Annotated in this window: 12 protein-coding genes and 1 pseudogene; 5 read left to right on the forward strand and 8 right to left on the reverse strand. The window is 68.5% G+C overall.

Annotation, left to right across the window (positions count from 1 at the left end):
* Positions 1-51: 51 nt before the first annotated feature.
* The 5 genes and pseudogenes from cas5e to NEH16_RS15225 form a co-directional block, all read right to left on the reverse strand.
* Positions 52-894, reverse strand: coding sequence for a type I-E CRISPR-associated protein Cas5/CasD (gene cas5e, locus NEH16_RS15200; RefSeq protein WP_265542868.1), 843 nt, complete (start codon positions 892-894; stop codon positions 52-54).
* Positions 891-2,234, reverse strand: coding sequence for a type I-E CRISPR-associated protein Cas7/Cse4/CasC (locus NEH16_RS15205; RefSeq protein WP_265542871.1), 1,344 nt, complete (start codon positions 2,232-2,234; stop codon positions 891-893). The genes cas5e and NEH16_RS15205 overlap by 4 nt, the downstream gene beginning before the upstream one ends.
* On the reverse strand, positions 2,231-2,851 hold the full coding sequence (casB, locus tag NEH16_RS15210) for a type I-E CRISPR-associated protein Cse2/CasB (protein ID WP_265542872.1): 621 nt from the start codon (positions 2,849-2,851) through the stop codon (positions 2,231-2,233). Before casB ends, NEH16_RS15205 begins: the two co-directional genes overlap by 4 nt.
* Positions 2,844-4,456 (reverse strand): annotated as a pseudogene (locus NEH16_RS15215) (type I-E CRISPR-associated protein Cse1/CasA). Before NEH16_RS15215 ends, casB begins: the two are co-directional and overlap by 8 nt.
* Before the next feature lie 474 nt (positions 4,457-4,930).
* Entirely contained in the window at positions 4,931-5,089 is a 159-nt protein-coding gene (locus tag NEH16_RS15225; RefSeq protein WP_199879125.1) for a hypothetical protein, read from the reverse strand.
* Positions 5,090-5,279: 190 nt separating this feature from the next.
* On the opposite strand from NEH16_RS15225, the gene NEH16_RS15230 reads away from it, so the two are divergent.
* Both NEH16_RS15230 and NEH16_RS15235 read left to right on the forward strand, forming a co-directional pair.
* Positions 5,280-9,113, forward strand: a complete 3,834-nt coding sequence (locus NEH16_RS15230; protein WP_265542877.1) for a hypothetical protein — start codon at positions 5,280-5,282, stop codon at positions 9,111-9,113.
* Positions 9,114-9,191: 78 nt separating this feature from the next.
* Positions 9,192-9,941, forward strand: a complete 750-nt coding sequence (locus NEH16_RS15235; RefSeq protein ID WP_265542879.1) for a hypothetical protein — start codon at positions 9,192-9,194, stop codon at positions 9,939-9,941.
* 59 nt (positions 9,942-10,000) lie between these two features.
* Here NEH16_RS15235 and NEH16_RS15240 read toward each other — a convergent pair whose 3' ends face one another.
* Positions 10,001-10,687 (reverse strand): SAM-dependent methyltransferase, encoded by a 687-nt coding sequence (locus NEH16_RS15240; RefSeq protein ID WP_343299516.1) that lies wholly within the window; start codon positions 10,685-10,687, stop codon positions 10,001-10,003.
* Positions 10,688-10,777: 90 nt separating this feature from the next.
* A complete protein-coding gene (locus tag NEH16_RS15245) occupies positions 10,778-11,515 on the reverse strand; it encodes a hypothetical protein (RefSeq protein WP_265542881.1) in 738 nt (245 codons plus the stop codon).
* A 428-nt stretch (positions 11,516-11,943) separates the two neighbouring features.
* On the opposite strand from NEH16_RS15245, the gene NEH16_RS15250 reads away from it, so the two are divergent.
* Together NEH16_RS15250 and NEH16_RS15255 are read left to right on the forward strand one after the other, a co-directional pair.
* A complete protein-coding gene (locus NEH16_RS15250) occupies positions 11,944-13,110 on the forward strand; it encodes a hypothetical protein (RefSeq protein WP_265542883.1) in 1,167 nt (388 codons plus the stop codon).
* A 112-nt stretch (positions 13,111-13,222) separates the two neighbouring features.
* On the forward strand, positions 13,223-14,536 hold the full coding sequence (locus NEH16_RS15255) for a hypothetical protein (protein ID WP_242442100.1): 1,314 nt from the start codon (positions 13,223-13,225) through the stop codon (positions 14,534-14,536).
* 12 nt (positions 14,537-14,548) lie between these two features.
* Here NEH16_RS15255 and NEH16_RS15260 read toward each other — a convergent pair whose 3' ends face one another.
* Positions 14,549-15,556 (reverse strand): hypothetical protein, encoded by a 1,008-nt coding sequence (locus NEH16_RS15260; protein WP_265542886.1) that lies wholly within the window; start codon positions 15,554-15,556, stop codon positions 14,549-14,551.
* A gap of 189 nt (positions 15,557-15,745) precedes the next feature.
* On the opposite strand from NEH16_RS15260, the gene NEH16_RS15265 reads away from it, so the two are divergent.
* Complete coding sequence (locus NEH16_RS15265; RefSeq protein ID WP_265542888.1) at positions 15,746-16,639, forward strand: phosphorothioated DNA-binding restriction endonuclease; 894 nt, start codon at positions 15,746-15,748, stop codon at positions 16,637-16,639.

Consider the following 16,639-nt stretch of genomic DNA (forward strand, 5'->3'; position numbering starts at 1 on the left):
CGGGGCCCGGTGCGGGTGCCGGGGTTGCAGGGGAGGCAGCTGGGGTCGTGTTCACAGGATGATGTCCCATCCGTGGGCGTGCGGGGTGATCGTGATGCGGTGGCGGGTCTCCCAGCGGAGGCCGTGGACGCCACCGTCCGTGTCGAAGCGGACGGGCTGGTCCGGCACACCGGCGCCGGGCAGCGGCCGGGGGCTCTCGATCCATGCCCAGGGGCGGGCGCCCGTGGCGCCCTGTGGGACGGCTGCGTCGGGAAGCAGGGCATGCGACTCGAATGCTTCCCGCAGCGTCCCCGGCACGACCCTGAGGGCCAGGTCGCCCGTCGGCGGGCATGCCTTGCGGCCCAGCCAGAGCAGGCGCTTCGGATGCTCCAAGGCATGGGCGACCCGCATCAGAAGCACCTGGTCCGCATGTTCCAGGCCGACCAGGAAGGCAGCGTCGGCGAGGTACCAGCGCTCGGTGATCAGGGCATGGCGACGGACCTCCTTGGAAACGAGCGCGCCGGATGCCGGATCGGTGGTGACGTACTTGGGGGAGCCGTACCAGGCCGACAGGTCGACTCGGCCGAAGACACCGGGTGGCGCGGTTGCGGTGGCTTTCGCCGCGCGCTGGTGGTCGGTGACCAGATCACGCGGACGCAGCGGGAAGGTGCCACCGCCAACCGTCTGATAGTCACGGACGCGGACTCCGGGACGGTCGGCGCGAACGCCGTAGCGGACTTCGGAAAGTTCTCCCAGCGGAGCCTCGCGGTCCAGGCCCAGGGCCGCCGCACAGAGGCCGATCACTCCCGATTTGGTGGGTCGGCTGTGGGTGTCCCGGTGGGCGAACCGGCCGGCGATGCCCCAGGACTGGAGAGGCGCGGCCAATCGGATGAGCAGGACGTGGCGGCCCGTCACGAAGTGAGTCCCTCGGCTCGCGTAACCCTTTCGAGGGAAGCCGGAAGCCCCAGCTCTTCCAGCAGCGAGTCGATTTCGGGGTCGTAGGTGAGGAGCTTGGCAGCACGAAGATCGTCGCGACGGCCGCTGACGAAGTCGTGGTGGCGCAGCAGTCTCCGCACGGCGACGGGTCCGGCCGGACCTTCGGCCCCTTCGTCCACCGGCCGTTGGAACGCGGACGCGTAGTTGTAAGGGCGCTCGCCCTCGAACGCGAGGACGAGCACGGGCAGGGAGCCGGTGGAGGCGGTCGAGTTCTTCTTCGCCTCCGGGAAAGCCTCCACAAACGCGTTGACGAACTCCCGTTCGGCCTCGGATGCGGCCTGCTCAGCTTCTTCCTCCGCCATCCCGGCCACCCGCAGGTTGGTGCGGAGCTGTACGCGGTCGAGAACGGCATGCCGGTAGAACGTGCCGGAGATGAGGGACTGATAGCCGGTCATTCCGGCGCCGGCGTCGTCGGCGGCGTCGAGGAAGTCGAGGGCGTTGCGTTTACGGTCGAGCTTGGCGTCGTCCGCGGCCGCGTAGAAGTCCTCGATCTGTTCGGACTCATGCACGGTGAAGGCATGCCCGGTCTGCACCGCGCCGTCGACGTTCGGGGAGTCGGGGATCTCGGCGAGGAAGCGGCCGTAGAGAGCGATGTCCACGGCGTCACGAGGGGCCAGGGCGAGCAGAACGGCGTCACGGGTGGCCTTGGGCAGGGGCGGCGGGGTCACGGAACCGGCCGCCGCGTCTTCGGCCGGTGCTTCCGGCGCCGCTGCGTCGGCCTTCTTCCTGGAGGCGGCCCGGCGGGCCTTCTTCGCCGCCTCGGCCCGGGCCAGGGCCTCGGTGTACTCGGCGTACCACTCCTCGGTCTCGGCCTCGTGGGCGGCGAGGTGGGCGGCGATCCGCGTCGCCGTGTCCGACGGCGCGAAGACGAGCACCTTGGTCAGATTGGCGACGGTCTTCTTCTGCGGGTCGCCGAACTTGAGCCCGCACCCCTCCATGACCGCCCGGGCGACGGCCACCGCGTGTTCGCGGTCCCATCCGTGCGCCGACTCCAGTTCACGGCCGGTCAGCAGCGCCCACTCACGGGTACGGACCCCCATGCTGCGCCCGCTCAGGGCTCCGCGACCGGCGTTGGCCCGGTTGCGTGCGTGGACCCGCTCGGCGCGACGACGGGCCTGGCTGGTGATCATATGCCGTTCCACACCGCCGAAGACCAGCGTCTTGGGCTGACCGTTCTCATCTCGGACGGGCAGGACGGCGGCCAGGGTCTCGATGAGGTGGAGGGAGAGGAACTGGCTCCTGCTGAGTGGCTCGGTCACGAGGTGGAGTCCTTCCGCGCGTTCAGTTCGTTCTGAGTGTCGGCTCCGGGCGGGACGGCCGGTTCCGGTAGGGCGCCCCTGGCCATCGACGCGGGCATGTAGAACTCGACCGACCATTGGTACGTGACGCGCGCCTGCCGGTCGTTCCACTTGATCAGGTCGTCGGTCAACCCGGTCCAGGAAGGCGGTGGCTGCTCACAGGACCTGAGGCGAGCGACCGCGTGCTGGAGGTGGCGCCAAGGGATGCGGCGGCTGGCGACGACCCTGTCCAGCAACCGCCGGGCACCGGGATTGTCGGGACCGCGTCCGCCCCCGTCCCCGATCCGTCGGGCCGCCGCGCCCAGGCTCCCGCCGCCGTACGACACGACGGAACGGCCCTGGTGATAGACGGCGAAGAGAAAGGCCACCCGCTCGAACAGGTCACGATGGTCGTCACCGCCGTACCAGCCGGCCCGGATGTGGGCGCTGGTGCCGCCGCGGGCCCGGCGCAGTTCGGCCAGGGTGCCGTATTCGCGGTTGCGGACGAGGGCCGCGAGCCAGGCGGTGAGCGCCGCGCTGTCGTGCGGGAACGGAGGCCGCGCAGGCTCGGACCCGGGCCGGCCGGGAAGTTCATCCATGGGCGGTCTCCCCTCGGAGTTCGGCGGGCGCTTTCCGTGCGGTGACGAGGTTTTCGAAGAGCTGTACGGCACGGGCCCGGGCGAGGTTGTTGTCGGCGCTGAGGAGGTGGAGTGCGTCCAGGCGTTGCAGCAGGTGGGCCCGGGCGGTCTTCAGGAGGAGTGCCGCGTACGCGATGCACGGCTCGGAGACCGGGTCGTCCTCCTCCGGCCCCCGGTCGATCACCTCGTCCAGCAAGGCGTAGAAGGGCTCCTCGGCGGCGGGCCAGAACATCTGCCGGGCGTCGAGCCTCGCCACCTGGCCCGCCTCGTCCGCCGTGCGCATCGCCGGAAACGCCGTCTCGGCCGCGATGACGGCCGCCTTCCTCAGGGACCACGCCAGGTACTCGGCGAGGACGGAGCCCCGGTAGGACGCCTGGTAGAGGTGCCGTTCCATGTGCGGGGCGTACGGGTAGGAGCCGTACGTCCAGATGACCGGCAGCGTCTTGTTCGCCAGCAGCCCCACGGCCCACAGCTGGTAGGGGGCTCCGGCGTCGTCGCTCCGGAGCCGGAGCGAACGGAGCCGCGCGTACAGCCCCGTACGGTCGTCGCGGACCGCCCCGTAGAGAGCGTGGGCGTCCTGCCAGAGCGCTCTGGTGGGCGAGGGCCACAGCGGCTTGCGTACACCGCCCGCGGTGGTGGCGAACACGGCGTCCTGGGAGTGGCGTTCCTGGTCGATGGCAAGGACTTCACCGGCGCCGATCAGCACTCGGTCCACCATGGTCTGCCCGCCCGGACCGGCTGCGGGGTGCAGCAGCACCGAACGCCCCAGCGCGCTGTGCAGATCGGCCGGGCCCTCTGGCGTGCGGGGCTCGGACGGGCCCTCGAAGCGCCGACGCCGGAATCCGTCCGGAGTCGTCCAGGAAGTGTTGAGCGTGCCGGTCGGCCCGTCGGACGGGTAAAGGTTGAGACGCAGCGTCTCACCGAGCGTCCGGCCCAGGGCGACGACCCGGATACGGCCGTTGAGCCGGCCGGCGGCGAGGTTGGTCACCTTCGCGCCGAGCCGCTTCCCGGAGATCCTTGCCCGCCCGTAGAGGCCGTACGCATGCTGGGTGAGCATCGCCCGAAATGCTTCGGCGGCCGGAAGAGGGTGGGCCCGTTCGAGATGGTGGTGGTCGAAATGCTGGTTGTAGTCCCCGGCATGCTCGATGACCAACTGGGCTGTCCCTGTACTGGATTCGCCGAAGTCACCGGCCAGCTCGCTGCTCTGGCCCAAGGGGCACTCGGGTGGAACAGGTCCCAGTCGTCATCGGGACGCCTGTCCAGCCAGTCGGCGGCCGGCGAGAGATCCCGGCCGCTCTCGATCCAGTCCCGCCACTCCTCGTCCGAGCCCGGGCAGACTCCGGCAGCGAAGCAGATCGCCAGCAGGTACTCGATAACCGACACCGCCTCGCCCGGCGACGAGCACTCGACCGTGAACAGCTCGTCGGCGTGCCGGAGCAGGGCGCAGAGCGAGTGATGCGCGGAGTGACCGTCGAGCGTGACGGTGGGAACGCAGGGGGAGTACCGGGGGTCCCAGGCGAAGGGACGGAACGCGGAAGCGGGAAGGGGGAACGGGTCATCGGACATGCTTCTCCACCACCGTCCTTGGTGCGTGAGCGGCGAACCCGGGAACGCATGAGGTCATTCCGGGAGGTGACGTCCCCGCACGCGCGGGGAGGAAGGGGCTTCCAGAAAAGTCCGACCGAGTCGCGGGGACACTCCCGCACACGCGGGATGAGGCGTTGTGCCGCTCCTGGAGTCAAGAACAGCCACCTGGAAGACGCGGTCGGCAACTCCCCCGACCACTGCGGCGATCACGATGAGTACCAGATCGCCTCCACGCCGTCGCAGCCATCCCCACATGAACCTGCCCATGAATCAACCTTCCGTATCGACGCCTCGCGCCCCCACCCGTCAGAGCAGGGGGCGTCAACACGGCCGATGAAGCGGGCCGTTCGAGAACCAGTGAAACCGACGGCGGCGCCCTGCCGCAGCCGTTTCGGGAATTCGGCCCCATCTCTAACCATGACCGTGTCGCGTTACGGACCCGGCACACGCCCCTCACCGCCTTCGCAGTCGAACCAGGATGCCGAGCGTCTTGTGGGCGTCCGCGCGTCGTTCCCGGCTGGGCGCGAGGACTGAGACGAGGACGACGACGAAGAGGGCACCCATGTAGATCAGGACGGCGTAACCACTCAACAGCGTGGTGCTGGAAAGCATTTGGGAGATCGGGAACATGTGCCATCCTTCGGTTGGGAGCCGGCCACCGGCTGCTGCGGTCAGGGGCTCAGCTTCGGGAAAACAGCGGGTGGCCCACCACCAGCAGCGAGCCCGAATCAGCGATTTCCGCAGCTCAGCGAGTCACAAGAGAACGGTTCGGCCTTCGGACGGCGCAGGTGGGGGCGATGCGGTGACCGAGGTGGAGACGGCACGCGGCAGGCTGGGCTCGATGTTGAGCGGTCTGCTCAACCCTGACCTTGCCCTCAGGGAACTGTCGAAGAGGACCGGCGTCGCCCGCAGCACTCTCCAAGGTTGGATGAACGGAAGGTCAGCACCGGTCACCGGCGACGAGGATGCCTTCTGGTCCGTCGTGGAGCTACTGAGGGAGACCGCAGACCAGGAGGGCCCCACCGACGCCCAGTGGGCGGAAGCTCTGCGCGCCGCTCAAGGGGAGAGCGCGGCCGGTCAGGCACAACAGCGTTACGTCGGTGTGCATCGCCCGGCTCACGAGGCGCCCACCACACCGCCACGGGACCGCACCGCCGAGCGCGCGGTCATGAACGCCTTCGCGCGGGAGACCCGTGCCGGAGCAGCGGCCTATCTGTGCTGGTGCGCGGACGCCCCTACGGGGAAGACCTCGCTGCTCGCCGACTACGTGCTGCGCCACCGGCCGGACAAGGTCGACATCCTGAGCTACTTCGTCTCTTCGGCGCACCACACCGACACCCTGGCCGCGTTCGAGTCCGAAATGGCCCGCCAAGTGGGTACGTTCCTCGGTGAGCATCCGGTGCAGCCGCCGCACGGGGCGGCCGAGTGGCACAGGCTCTTCGCCCGGGCCGCGGCGAAGAGCCGTCGGGAGAAGCGGAACCTTCTGCTCGTGGTCGATGGGCTGGACGATGACGCGGCCTGGCCCGGCGCCGCCGCCGACAGCATCGCCGGGCTGCTGCCGCCCGCCCCGCCCCGGGGTATGCGCGTCCTCGTCTCGCTGCGCAGTTGCGTACGCCCTCCGGACGACCTGCCGTCCGCGCATCCACTGCGCGACATCGCGTACCGGCACGTTCTCGGGCACGTCGAGGGCGCTGCCCATGACCGGCAACCGCGCCCGGACCCCACCGCATTGGGCAGATCGGTGGCCGGGATGCTGGCTGTATCGGGCGGTGGCCTGCGTACGGAGGACCTGGCGGACCTGGTCGGAGTGGCGCGCGATCGGCTGGACCGGCTGTTCCAAGGTCCTGCCGGACGTTCCCTGGTCCTGGACGACCGGGTCGCCGGGGCGTACCGCCTGGCCGGTCCACAGCTCGAACGCGAAGTGTGGGAGGAGCTGGGGGACGCGGGGGTCGCCCAGTGCACCCACCAGCTTGTTGCCTGGATACAGAATTGGCAGGCTGCGGACTGGCCGACTGCCACACCGCCGTTTGCGCTCGCGGCGCCGCCGGTCCTCTTCTCCGCCCTCTCCGCGCGTACGGCGTACGTCCTTGATCCCGCCCGGCTGCACCGCCTTTCCGAAGCGGCCGGCGTGGGAGCCGCACTGGACCAACTCAGCTTCTTCGAGGCGACCTTCACCGGCACCTCCGACGATCTGGCGGCGCTGGTCCCACTGGCGGCCGCACGGGACATGGTGCGACGGGGAGCCCGCGAGGTGCCCGAAGGAGCTCCCCCGCTCCTGGCCCGCCTGGGGGAGGTCGCGCGGGCACGCGGACACGCCTTGAGCGCATCCGACCCGATTGTCCGAGCGGTCCATCTCGCGGACCTGGCCGTGGAGTTGGCGCTCGCCAAGCGGCCCTGTGCGGACGCCGTGGTCCGGGAGGCAGCCGAATGCCTGCCGCGGAACCGGGGCGCCCAAACCTCCTCCGGGGGCCACCCACCGATCGACGTCTGGGCCCGGCTCCTGGCCTCCGCGGTCGAAGTTCACAGAGCCGCCGGTTCCCGTGCGGCCAAACCGCTGCTCCTTGCCGTGGTCGACGGCCACGGTGCGGGGGTCGGTGAAATCGCCGACGCGGGCCGGCTGCTGGCCGAGTTCGGCGACCTCGATCTCGTACCGGCGCTGATCGCACGCGCCGAGACGCTGAGCGCCGGACCTCCGCGGGCTCAGGCGGCCTCGGTGGACATCTGGGCGGCGCTGGCGCGGGCGAAGGGCGTGGACAGCAGCCTGGCGGGAGACCGGATCGAGGAGATCTGCGCCGAGGTGGAACGTGACGACGCCCTCGGAGCGGTGGAGGTGCTGGCGGCGTCGGCATCGGCGCTCGTACGGTTTCCCGCCCCAAGGCCGCGTAAGGCGGCCGTCCTGGTGAGAGAAGCCCAGGCACTCTCCTCCGGATTTCTGTCCGTCGCGCGTACCGGGCTACCGGATGAGGAACAGGCCCGCATGCGACCTGTACTGAAGGGAGCGCTGGCCCGCCTCGCGCACGCCCTGGCGGACACCAAGGCGACGCCGGGGGACCTGCGCCGCCTCGATCAGCAACTGGACTCCCTGCCGGAGCCCCTGAGCACCGGCGTACTCGGGGAACTCATGGCGGAACGCGGCAAGTGGGTCATCCACAGGGCCGAAGAGCGCCTGGCCCATCAGGAACGTGAGCTGGCCGATAAGGAGGCGGAGCGGGAGGGACAACGGCGCGCGCTGAAGCAGGAGCGACGGCGGCGGCAAGACCGGAAGAACGATCGGCACAAGCGGGCCATGGACGAGTGGAAGGCCGGCGGCCGGGAAGGTCCCGTGCCGGTCCCCGACCCCGCTCCGAAGCCGCATGTACCGCTTCCTCCGGCCCCTCGCCGTACACCCCCGCACCGCAGAACCTGGGGCCTCCCCACACCTACCGGTGATCCGCGGGACATGCCCCCGCACCGCCTCCTGCTCCAGGAGGCGGAGGACCTCCTCCGCGCGGGGAACCATGAGGCGAGCCGCGACCTTCTGGACACAGCGCTACGGGCGGCACCCCTTCTCCAGACTCCGACCGCCCCCAACGCCCCCGGCAATCAGAATCCCTGGACTGCGGATCTCTGCCAGGCCCTCGGCACGATCGGCGCATTCGACGACGCAACGGCTCTGGTGACCCGGTTTGCCGAACCGGTAGACCGGGCAAGGCACCTGGCAGCCCTCTCCGTGGGCTCCTGCCTCAGTGGGCACGACGCCGCCGGGGCCGAATACGCCCATGCGGCGCGCAAACTGCTCCCGGACGACGCTGATCCCGTCCTGGCCGCCCGGGTGAATCAAGCCCTCGCCTACGCCGGCGCCGACAGCGCCGCCCTGGCTCCGATCAAGGGTGGTACCAGTACGCAGAGGCGGCAGGCAGGCGGGGCAGTCGCCGTCGGCCTCGCCCGGCACCGCCCCGAGGAGGCGGCGCGTCTCGCCGAAAGCCTCGCCGCGCAACTGGCCCGACGGATCGCGGCGCCGAACCGGACCGGCCCGTTCCGGGTCCTCCCGGAGCTGGCGGCCCTGCTGCTCGCAGCCCCGGACGTGCTGGCGCCCGACTCGCCTCTGAGGAATTCCCTGCACCAGGCCGTGCGGGAGGTGACTGGCTCACCCGCGCCGCAGCATGCGCCGACGATGACGGTCCTCGCTCTCCTCGGGCGACTCGGCGTCCTCTCCGAGGAAACCGCCGAAACCGCCGAAACCACCGTCAGCCGATGGCGTCGTTCGCTCCGGCCGGGGCCCGGTTCCGCACCCGAGATCGCCCTGCTCGCCGCCGTGGACGGCGACACCGAGCTGGCATGGCGTCACGCCGAATCACTCTCCACCCCGGCGGAACAGTCACTGGCTCTCGGCGCCGTCGCGGCTCACCTGGCGGGGGTTGAGATTCCGCCGACCACCGACCCACAGGCAGACGACCGCACTGTCCGGCTCTGCCTCGCCCTCGCCCGAGCCGCCTCCAGGGATACCCCGTCGAGGCCGGAGACGGCCCGGCACACGGTGCACCGACTGCTCGGGACAGGCGGCTGGACGCGCGCGTTCCCCGCACTGCCCAGCACCGCGCCGGAAGCACTGCCACACCTGACCGCGATCGCGCTGCATACGGCGCCAGGCCGCTAAGGCACTGTCCGGCGATCCTGGTCATGTCGCCGACGCAGTTGCGTACAGGTCAACGCGCCCGAGCCATATAGTCACCTGATGCGAACGACTGACATCTCCATGCCTACTGGCATTGCAGCCCGCCCCCTGGACAGCCGCGGGTACCCCGTTCCGGCGATCACGCCGTGGGAGAACGGAACTCCGCAGTTCGCCAGCACCAGCATGCGTCGGGTATTTCTGTGCGTGGAGGAACGGCGATGCACAGTCTGCGGTAAGAAGATGCAGCCGGGCCCCGTTTGGCGGGTCGTCAACGGAGACGAAGCCGAGATCATAAACGCGCTCCTGGGCATCGAGAAGGAGTACCTCAACGCGGCACCGACAGCCGAGGCCCCGGGTCATCGGACCTGCATGATCTACGCAGCGATGGTCTGCCCCTTCTTGAGCAGTCCTGAAGGCCGCCGCGGCGAAGCCTCGGACATGTACGGGGCCGGACTGCCCAAGGGGGATGCCCGTGGCAGCGGAGGGGCGATCGTCGCCTACAACGACTTCTCGTTCGAGCAGACCGCGGTGGGCCCGGGAGTCGTCTACGGCGCACCCATCGACATCATCAATTACAACCGGGCCGCTGATTTGCAAGAGGCGCTTACCGCCGCACTTGCCGTCGACGAGACAACGGCCGGGAAGGCTCCTGAGTGGCTTGGAGAGAATGAGCAACTGGTGGAGTCGGCCTTTCGCCGAGCCATGCTCTCCCCAGCAGAGCGCCGGGTTCTGGCAGCTCAGAAACAGGCCGGGCAAGCGCGGAAGCGGCAGCAAAAGCAGGCGAAGGCATCACGCCGGAAGAACCGCTAGCCAGATTCTCTTGAATGCCCGGAGGCCGGGACCGCATGTGCGATCTGGGCCTCCGGCGATCAGTTCCGTCGCGCGGTGATCACGAGGGCGGTAGGCCTGTCCCTACCGGGATGACCCAGCTCCGTAGCGGCGGTGATGCGCATATCGGCCTGGGCCAGGGCTCTACGCCAGCCGGCGGCGTCCAACTCCCAGCGAGCGACCAGGCGTCGACTGCCGTCGGGCAGGTGGAGGGGACTGTGGCGTGGTTGGGCACCACTGGCTGCCGCGGTGCCTGCGCGCTGCGGGTGGGGAATCGAGAAGGCCAGGATGCCGTGCGGCCGGAGGCGAAGGGCGATCGCGGTGAGCAGAAGCCGGGGATCGACCAGCCCGACCGCGCCGAAGATCGAATAGACGATGTCGAAGACCGTCGAGGTCTGTCGCAGGTACCGCATCGCGTCGCATGTGAGGAAGGTCAGCCCGGGCAGAAGACCGTACTGCTCGAGGGCGTGTTGGGTCTGCAGGTCGATGAGGTCGATCGCGGTCACCTGGGCATGGTGACGACCCGCGAGGTGGGCGGCGTTCCGTCCGTCGCCGCAACCGAGTTCCAGAATCCGACGGCCCCGGAGCGCGCGACCCAGCAGCTCGGCACCCGGTCCGATTCCCGGATACGTACCCCACTCAAGGCGAGCGGGCGGGGGTGACGGCTCGCCGGCGATCGGCCGGGCCTGCACGGCGTAGTCGTACCAAGGGGAGCACTTGCTGATCACGCTGATCTCCGATGCGCTGGGTCGGGGCCTACAGCTACGCCGAAACGGGTACCGCCGCCGGGGCGCGGGAGCGCCCCGGCGGCGGGGTGGTCAGCCAGAGAACTCGACCGAGTGTGCGTATACGCGAGCGATCCACTCCGCCTTGAACGTCTCCAGGTCCTGACGGAAAGTGGACATGGTGGTGCCGTACGGCGCCACTACACCGCCGGACTGGTCCGCCGCTGCCTGGCAACCGTGCACAAGACGCCCGCCCAGGGCCGCATGGGCCTTCACGGACTCGATGCGGCGATGCTCGTTGAACCAGCCGCCGTGGTACAGCTCATCGAGCATCCGGCCCTCTTCCTCGTCCAGTCCGAAGACCACCGAGGTCGCCGCAGGGAAGAACCAGCACGGACCGATGTTCGAAATGTGGCCGTCCAGCTCGACCTTGTTGAGCGCCATCAGAGTGGCCGCCTCGCACAGCATCCGCAGGTGGTCCGCCGTGACGTTCGGCAGACCGGCGGACTCGAGCAGTTCACTCCGGAAGAGATAGGCGTAGACCTCGTAGGCGGTGCGCAGCACAAGTGCCGGGTCGGCGGTCGGCTTCGCGTGCTCCTTGATGAAGTCCAGGGCCAGCTGCTCGACCGCGCTGCCGGTCGTTTCGTGAATGGGCAGAAGCCCCGTCCGGACCTTCTCCCAGTCAGCCACCAGCCAGCTGTGCGACTCGAGCCGGAAGAAGTACTCGGCCGGGTCGATGGTGAGGGTCCGCCCCACGACCTGGATACCCGGAAGGCGGTTCCAACCGGGGTGGAACTCGGTGGGAAGGGTCACTTCGATGACGTCGGCCACCGCGAGATTCGTTTCACACATTGCTTTATTTCCTTTCCAACCGGATGCGGGCAAAGGAATGCCCGGGCGTCACGAGGCAAGTCGGCCTCGAACACCTGCTCGTAAAGATTCGATCAACCATTCTCCTGGGCCCCGGAGTGGAGATCGGGATGAACTGTAGGCGAACCCGACATTCCGCACAGCGACTCCGGAAGCTCAGCGAAATAAATTTTCTGGGTGCCGGTCTCATGCCCCATGAGAGCCCGATATACAAATATCTTCCCGGCCCGCAGCCGGCCCGCGGACGCCCCGCTCACCCGAAAGCCGTTCGGAACGCGCATACTGGCCTCATGCCCTATGAGGCCAGCGAAGACCTCGAAAAGGAATCAAATGAGCCGTCCCGATAATGCGATTAGCTGTTCGAGTGTGCAAAAGGGGGGCACTGCCCGATGAGTGTGGGAGGCGCCGGGATCCCGCGGCTGCAAGAACTGACGTACATCGAATCCGCCGCCCTGGCAGTCGCCCGGGGCGAAACCTTCGAACGGATTCGCCTGGCCATCCTCGACCGCGCCGAAGCGCTGGCGCGCAGCACCGACCACGACGGCTCCTTCGACTCGGCGAAGTGGCACCGCCGACGCATCGATTCGACCACCTATGTGCACAACACCGTGGACGTCCTCAAGGAACTGATGCGGCTGGGCTGGGTGGAGCGTCATGTGCTGCCCTCGACCCCGCGATCCGCCTACGCCCATGCCGACGTGACGTACGAGGTGACCCCCTCCGGACTCGCCTGGACGGACCTGATCCAGCGCAACAGGCTGGACGGCTACAACGCCCTGGTCGGCGCGCTGCTGCGGGCACACCCGCAGTTCGACGGATACCTGCGCCTGGTCGGCGCACGACCGGACAGCACGACCGATCACCTCACTGTGCCGCTGCTGCGCAATGACGGGAGCTCAGCCGGCGACTACGAGCGCTACCTCACCGCATTCGTGGCTCATGTGACAGACGCATGCCGAGCCGGCGACCTGGGTTGGACGGCACCTCCGAAGGTCATTGAAGAGAGCCTTCGCGACTACGTGACCCGCGCTGTCCACCGGGCCGATGCCCGGGCCAGACAGCGGCCGACCGACAACACGAGCCCAGCCGATCCTCCGGTCACTCGGAAGCGGTTCATGCTGTTGTGCGAGGAGGCAGCAGTCCGGCTCGCGTTCACGTCGGCCGGTTGCACGATGGACTACATCAGCCACGAACTGCTGCGGCGCTGGACCAGGTTCCTCGGCCTCGCGAACTTCAGCTATTACGCCCCGGGCCCTCCGCCCTGCGGCTCTGGGGCACGGGCCGGGTCGTGGGCACGGGTGAACAGGTGGACTTCCACCGCTCGGTCGGCCCGGATGTCCGGCTCTCAGTCCTCCAGACCCTCCCGCAGATCTGGAGCACCCCGGACGGACATCTGGACGACGCCTCGTACCACCCGGTGTGGCGCATTCGAGCAGCGGTCTGCTGGAAGCTACGGATCAGCGACGAGGAGTTCGACGCTGCCATCGGCGCGGCCTACCGCGGCGAGCTGCCCGACCTCGAGTTCCGGGTCCACCTGGACGAGGCAACCCAGCTGAGGACACCCGGCTCCGTCCGCCCGCTCGTGCTGGGCCAGGGAAGCGGCAGAAACCGCGTGTTCCATGTGATGACTCTCTTCCGTCCGCGCCGTAGCGAGGAGGTGCCCGTCGGATGAGTACCCCTGCCCGCGTTCCCGGCGTCGTCTGGGTCAAGCGTGAATGGAAATTCCGTACCAATCCCTTTCCAGCCACGGGCATGGCCCGGATCGGCGGGACGGACGACCGCGAGAACGGCCTGCTCTACGAACCGGACGTACACGCAGAAGAACTCCGGGAAGCCATTGAGAAGTTCGTCCTGGGCATGGCGTTCTCGGGACTCAAGTTCGGCTACCTGTGGTCGGCCGGCGTCAGCCGGAACGACTCCGACGCCCGAGGGTTCGGAAAGTCCGTATTCATGCAGCATCTGGTGGGGCGGATCAACGCGGACTTCGGCGTCGACGTCTACCGGGAGGCGGGGCTGGACTCCGCCGACGCTGCCGAGGTCCCCATCTGCTCGCTCTTCACGAGCTTTGACACCGCCCATGTCAGATCACTGGGTGCCGCTCTCTTCGCTGCCGTCGAGTACGCGGTGAAGTTCCGGTCGGACGGCACGGCACCCTTGGCCAAACGTCTGCGAGACCGGCTGGCCGAGCAGATCGGCGACCCCGACGTGAAGGCTCTGACCAAAGCAGTCGCCGATACCCATCGCGCGTTGCGGGGCCGCACCCTGGGCCCGCCCGACGACAAGCTGATCGTCGCACTGTGCGACGAGGACTCCGGTGCTGCCGCTGACTATCTGACGAAGATCTCTCCTATCTCGCGCTCCCGCAACGGGGCGGTGCACATGGCCACGTTTCTGATCTTCGCCGCAGCGGCCGGCATGAAGCACGTTCTCCTCTGTTGCGACCAGTTGGAGGACCTGGCGAGCAGCACAACCGCGAAGGCGAAGCGCGAACTGGAGGTGGAGCGGTTCCGCGACGTCATCGTGGAGACGCTTCCGATGGCGGACATGCTGACTCTCATCGCCACCATGCACCCCAGGGCTTCCTTGACAATGAAGCACGCCTGGGCCCTCGCCGATCTGCCCAGCTTCGATCTCACACCCAGCAACCGGTTCAGCACCCTGGAACTTCCGCCACTGCGCGACGCGACCCAAGCGGCCCAACTACTCAAGCCCTATCTCGCCGCGGCCACCAAGGAGGGCGCGCAACGGGAGGACGATCTGCTTCCGTTTACCGCCGAGGCGGTCGACAGCCTCTTCGAGCGGTCCACCCGGAAGCCACGCGATGTCCTGCGCAAGGCGCACATCGTCCTGGTCGCGGCCTCGGGGCTGAACCTCAAAAGCATCACCAGCTCCGATGTGGAGAACATCCTCGGCATGCCAGGCCAGCGCATGGCGTCGGACCAGGACGAGATTCCCGGGACCCTTGATTGGAGCCGTGGCTGACTGCTTCGGGTATCAGAGACCGTCGGTCAGTTCGGTCCACAGAGACAACACCGGGGCAGTTTCGCTGTAGGTACCTTTCTTGTTCGAAGCCGGAACAAGTTCCTCGTAGCGTCGAATCAGCTCGCTCACAGCGACCTGGGTCCTTTTCCTGATCTCCTGTTGCAGGGTTTCGTGCCAGTCGAACGGGAACGATTCATCATGCAATCGATCCAGCGGGAGGAAGCGACAGCTAGCCCAATGCAGCAGATCGGGAGCGTACTTGATGAGAAGGCCGTGGCCCTTTTGCCGACTCTTCGGGATCTCCTCCAAAGCGCCTTGCGCAGCCCTCTTCACCGCGACTGCCCGCATGACGCCCAGTGGGCTCATTCGAGAGTGGAAAAGCGTCCGGTAGGAGAATGAGTTCCTGTCGTCCCACAGGCCCATCAGACCGTCAGCACTCACGACCCGGTGGACGTGCCCCGGCCCCGGTCCGGACACGCAGGCGAGCGCTCGGGTCACCTCGGCCATGGAATAGGCGACCTGGCTCGGCCTCGTCGTAACCCCCCGCCGGACATCGAAGGACCACCTTTCCCAATCGGCCTCCGTCAATCGCCGGATATTGGGACACAGACTCAGTCTGTCCTGGGCGTCCCGAAAACTCTGATAGGTGTCCGCGTACCCATGCAGTCTGCGTGCCCGCTCACGTTCCGCACCGCAGTACACCTCGACCTTCAGCAACATATCCGCCAGGTGCGCGGGCCCTATTTCATCGAGTACGACGGCAATTGCCTTGAGTCGCTGGTAGCCGTCAATGAGATCGATGCCATGGATCCAGAGCCGATCGGCGAACGGTTCGCTGGATCGCTCGGGATAGATCACGTCCGCGCCCAGAGTGATCGACCCGATCAGACCGAAGTCCTCCGGAGCCTTGCGGGCCAGTTCCTCCAACGCGAGGGTTTCGGGAGCGTCGTCCAAGTACCAGCGTGCGACCTTCAGACGGCGGGCCGCACCGGCTCCGACCACCAGTTGCACCAGCTCCACGGCCGGCACCTCAAACGCGACGGAACGTGCCCATCGGACCGCGGCCAGAGGCCGCAGGAGCAGGTTCGGACCACCGCTCGTCGCATACCTGCGGGAAAGCATCTCATTCACGCTCTACCCAACGCACCCAACGGAAAAGCGTGACGTCCGGAAGGTCAGCAGTCCGGACGCGTACTGCAAACTGGCGGCATGGACTGGCTGGAACGGACCGCGACCCTGCGGCAGTGGAGTCGGAATGGGGCTCGGGCGCCGCACAAGCCGTTGTTGGTGTTGTACGCGCTTGCGCGGTTTCAGCGGGATGGCTCGGGGGAACTCCGGTACAGCTCCGTGGAGGCGGAGCTCAAGCGGCTGCTCGACGAGTACGGGCCGGGGCGCCCGACGACGCCCGCGTACCCGTTCCACCACCTCGTGAGTGACGGGGTGTGGGAGGTGCGCACCGATCGCGGGGCGGGGAGTCCCGGCACCGGCGTACGGGAGTTGCGGGCGACGGGGGCGACCGGGCGGCTGGTGCCGGAGTTGCGGGACGCGTTGCGGCGGGAGCCGTCCTTGCTCGGGCGGATGGCGCGGGTGCTGCTCGACCTCAACTTCCCGCCCTCCCTGCACGAGGAGTTGTGCGAGGCGGTCGGGCTGGAGCTCCAACCGGCCGAGATCGCGGAGGCGGGGACGGCCGTGCGTCGCGGGCGGGATCCGCGGATGCGGGAGCGGGTGCTGACGGCGTACGAGTACCGGTGCGCGTTCTGCGGGTACGACGGGCGCATCGGCGCGGTCCCCGTAGGACTCGAGGCCGCGCATGTGCGGTGGTGGGCGTTCGACGGGCCGGACGAGGTGGAGAACGGGCTCTGCCTCTGCTCCCTGCACCACAAGCTGCTCGACAAGGGCGTCCTCGGCCTCGGTGCCGACGACCGCATCCTCGTGTCGCAGAGCTTCGTCGGCCACAGCGCGGCGGCCGGCGCGCACGTCATAGCGCTCGCCGGCCGCCCGCTCATCGGGCCGCAGCCCTCCGCCGCCCCGGTCGCCCCGGACCACCGCGCCTGGCACGCGCGCGAGGTGTTCCACGGCGTGCCGCGCGCGGCGGCCGGCTGA

Origin of the sequence: Streptomyces drozdowiczii, assembly GCF_026167665.1 — a bacterium.
In the GTDB taxonomy this organism is placed as follows: Bacteria; Actinomycetota; Actinomycetes; order Streptomycetales; family Streptomycetaceae; genus Streptomyces; species Streptomyces drozdowiczii_A.

Bases quoted from the DNA above. Each gene is read 5' to 3' on its own strand.
- casB (WP_265542872.1), bottom strand. From the start codon at position 2,851: ATGGATGAACTTCCCGGCCGGCCCGGGTCCGAGCCTGCGCGGCCTCCG.
- NEH16_RS15225 (WP_199879125.1), bottom strand. From the start codon at position 5,089: ATGCTTTCCAGCACCACGCTGTTGAGTGGTTACGCCGTCCTGATCTAC.
- NEH16_RS15235 (WP_265542879.1), top strand. From the start codon at position 9,192: ATGCGAACGACTGACATCTCCATGCCTACTGGCATTGCAGCCCGCCCC.
- NEH16_RS15250 (WP_265542883.1), top strand. From the start codon at position 11,944: ATGAGTGTGGGAGGCGCCGGGATCCCGCGGCTGCAAGAACTGACGTAC.
- NEH16_RS15255 (WP_242442100.1), top strand. From the start codon at position 13,223: ATGAGTACCCCTGCCCGCGTTCCCGGCGTCGTCTGGGTCAAGCGTGAA.
- NEH16_RS15265 (WP_265542888.1), top strand. From the start codon at position 15,746: ATGGACTGGCTGGAACGGACCGCGACCCTGCGGCAGTGGAGTCGGAAT.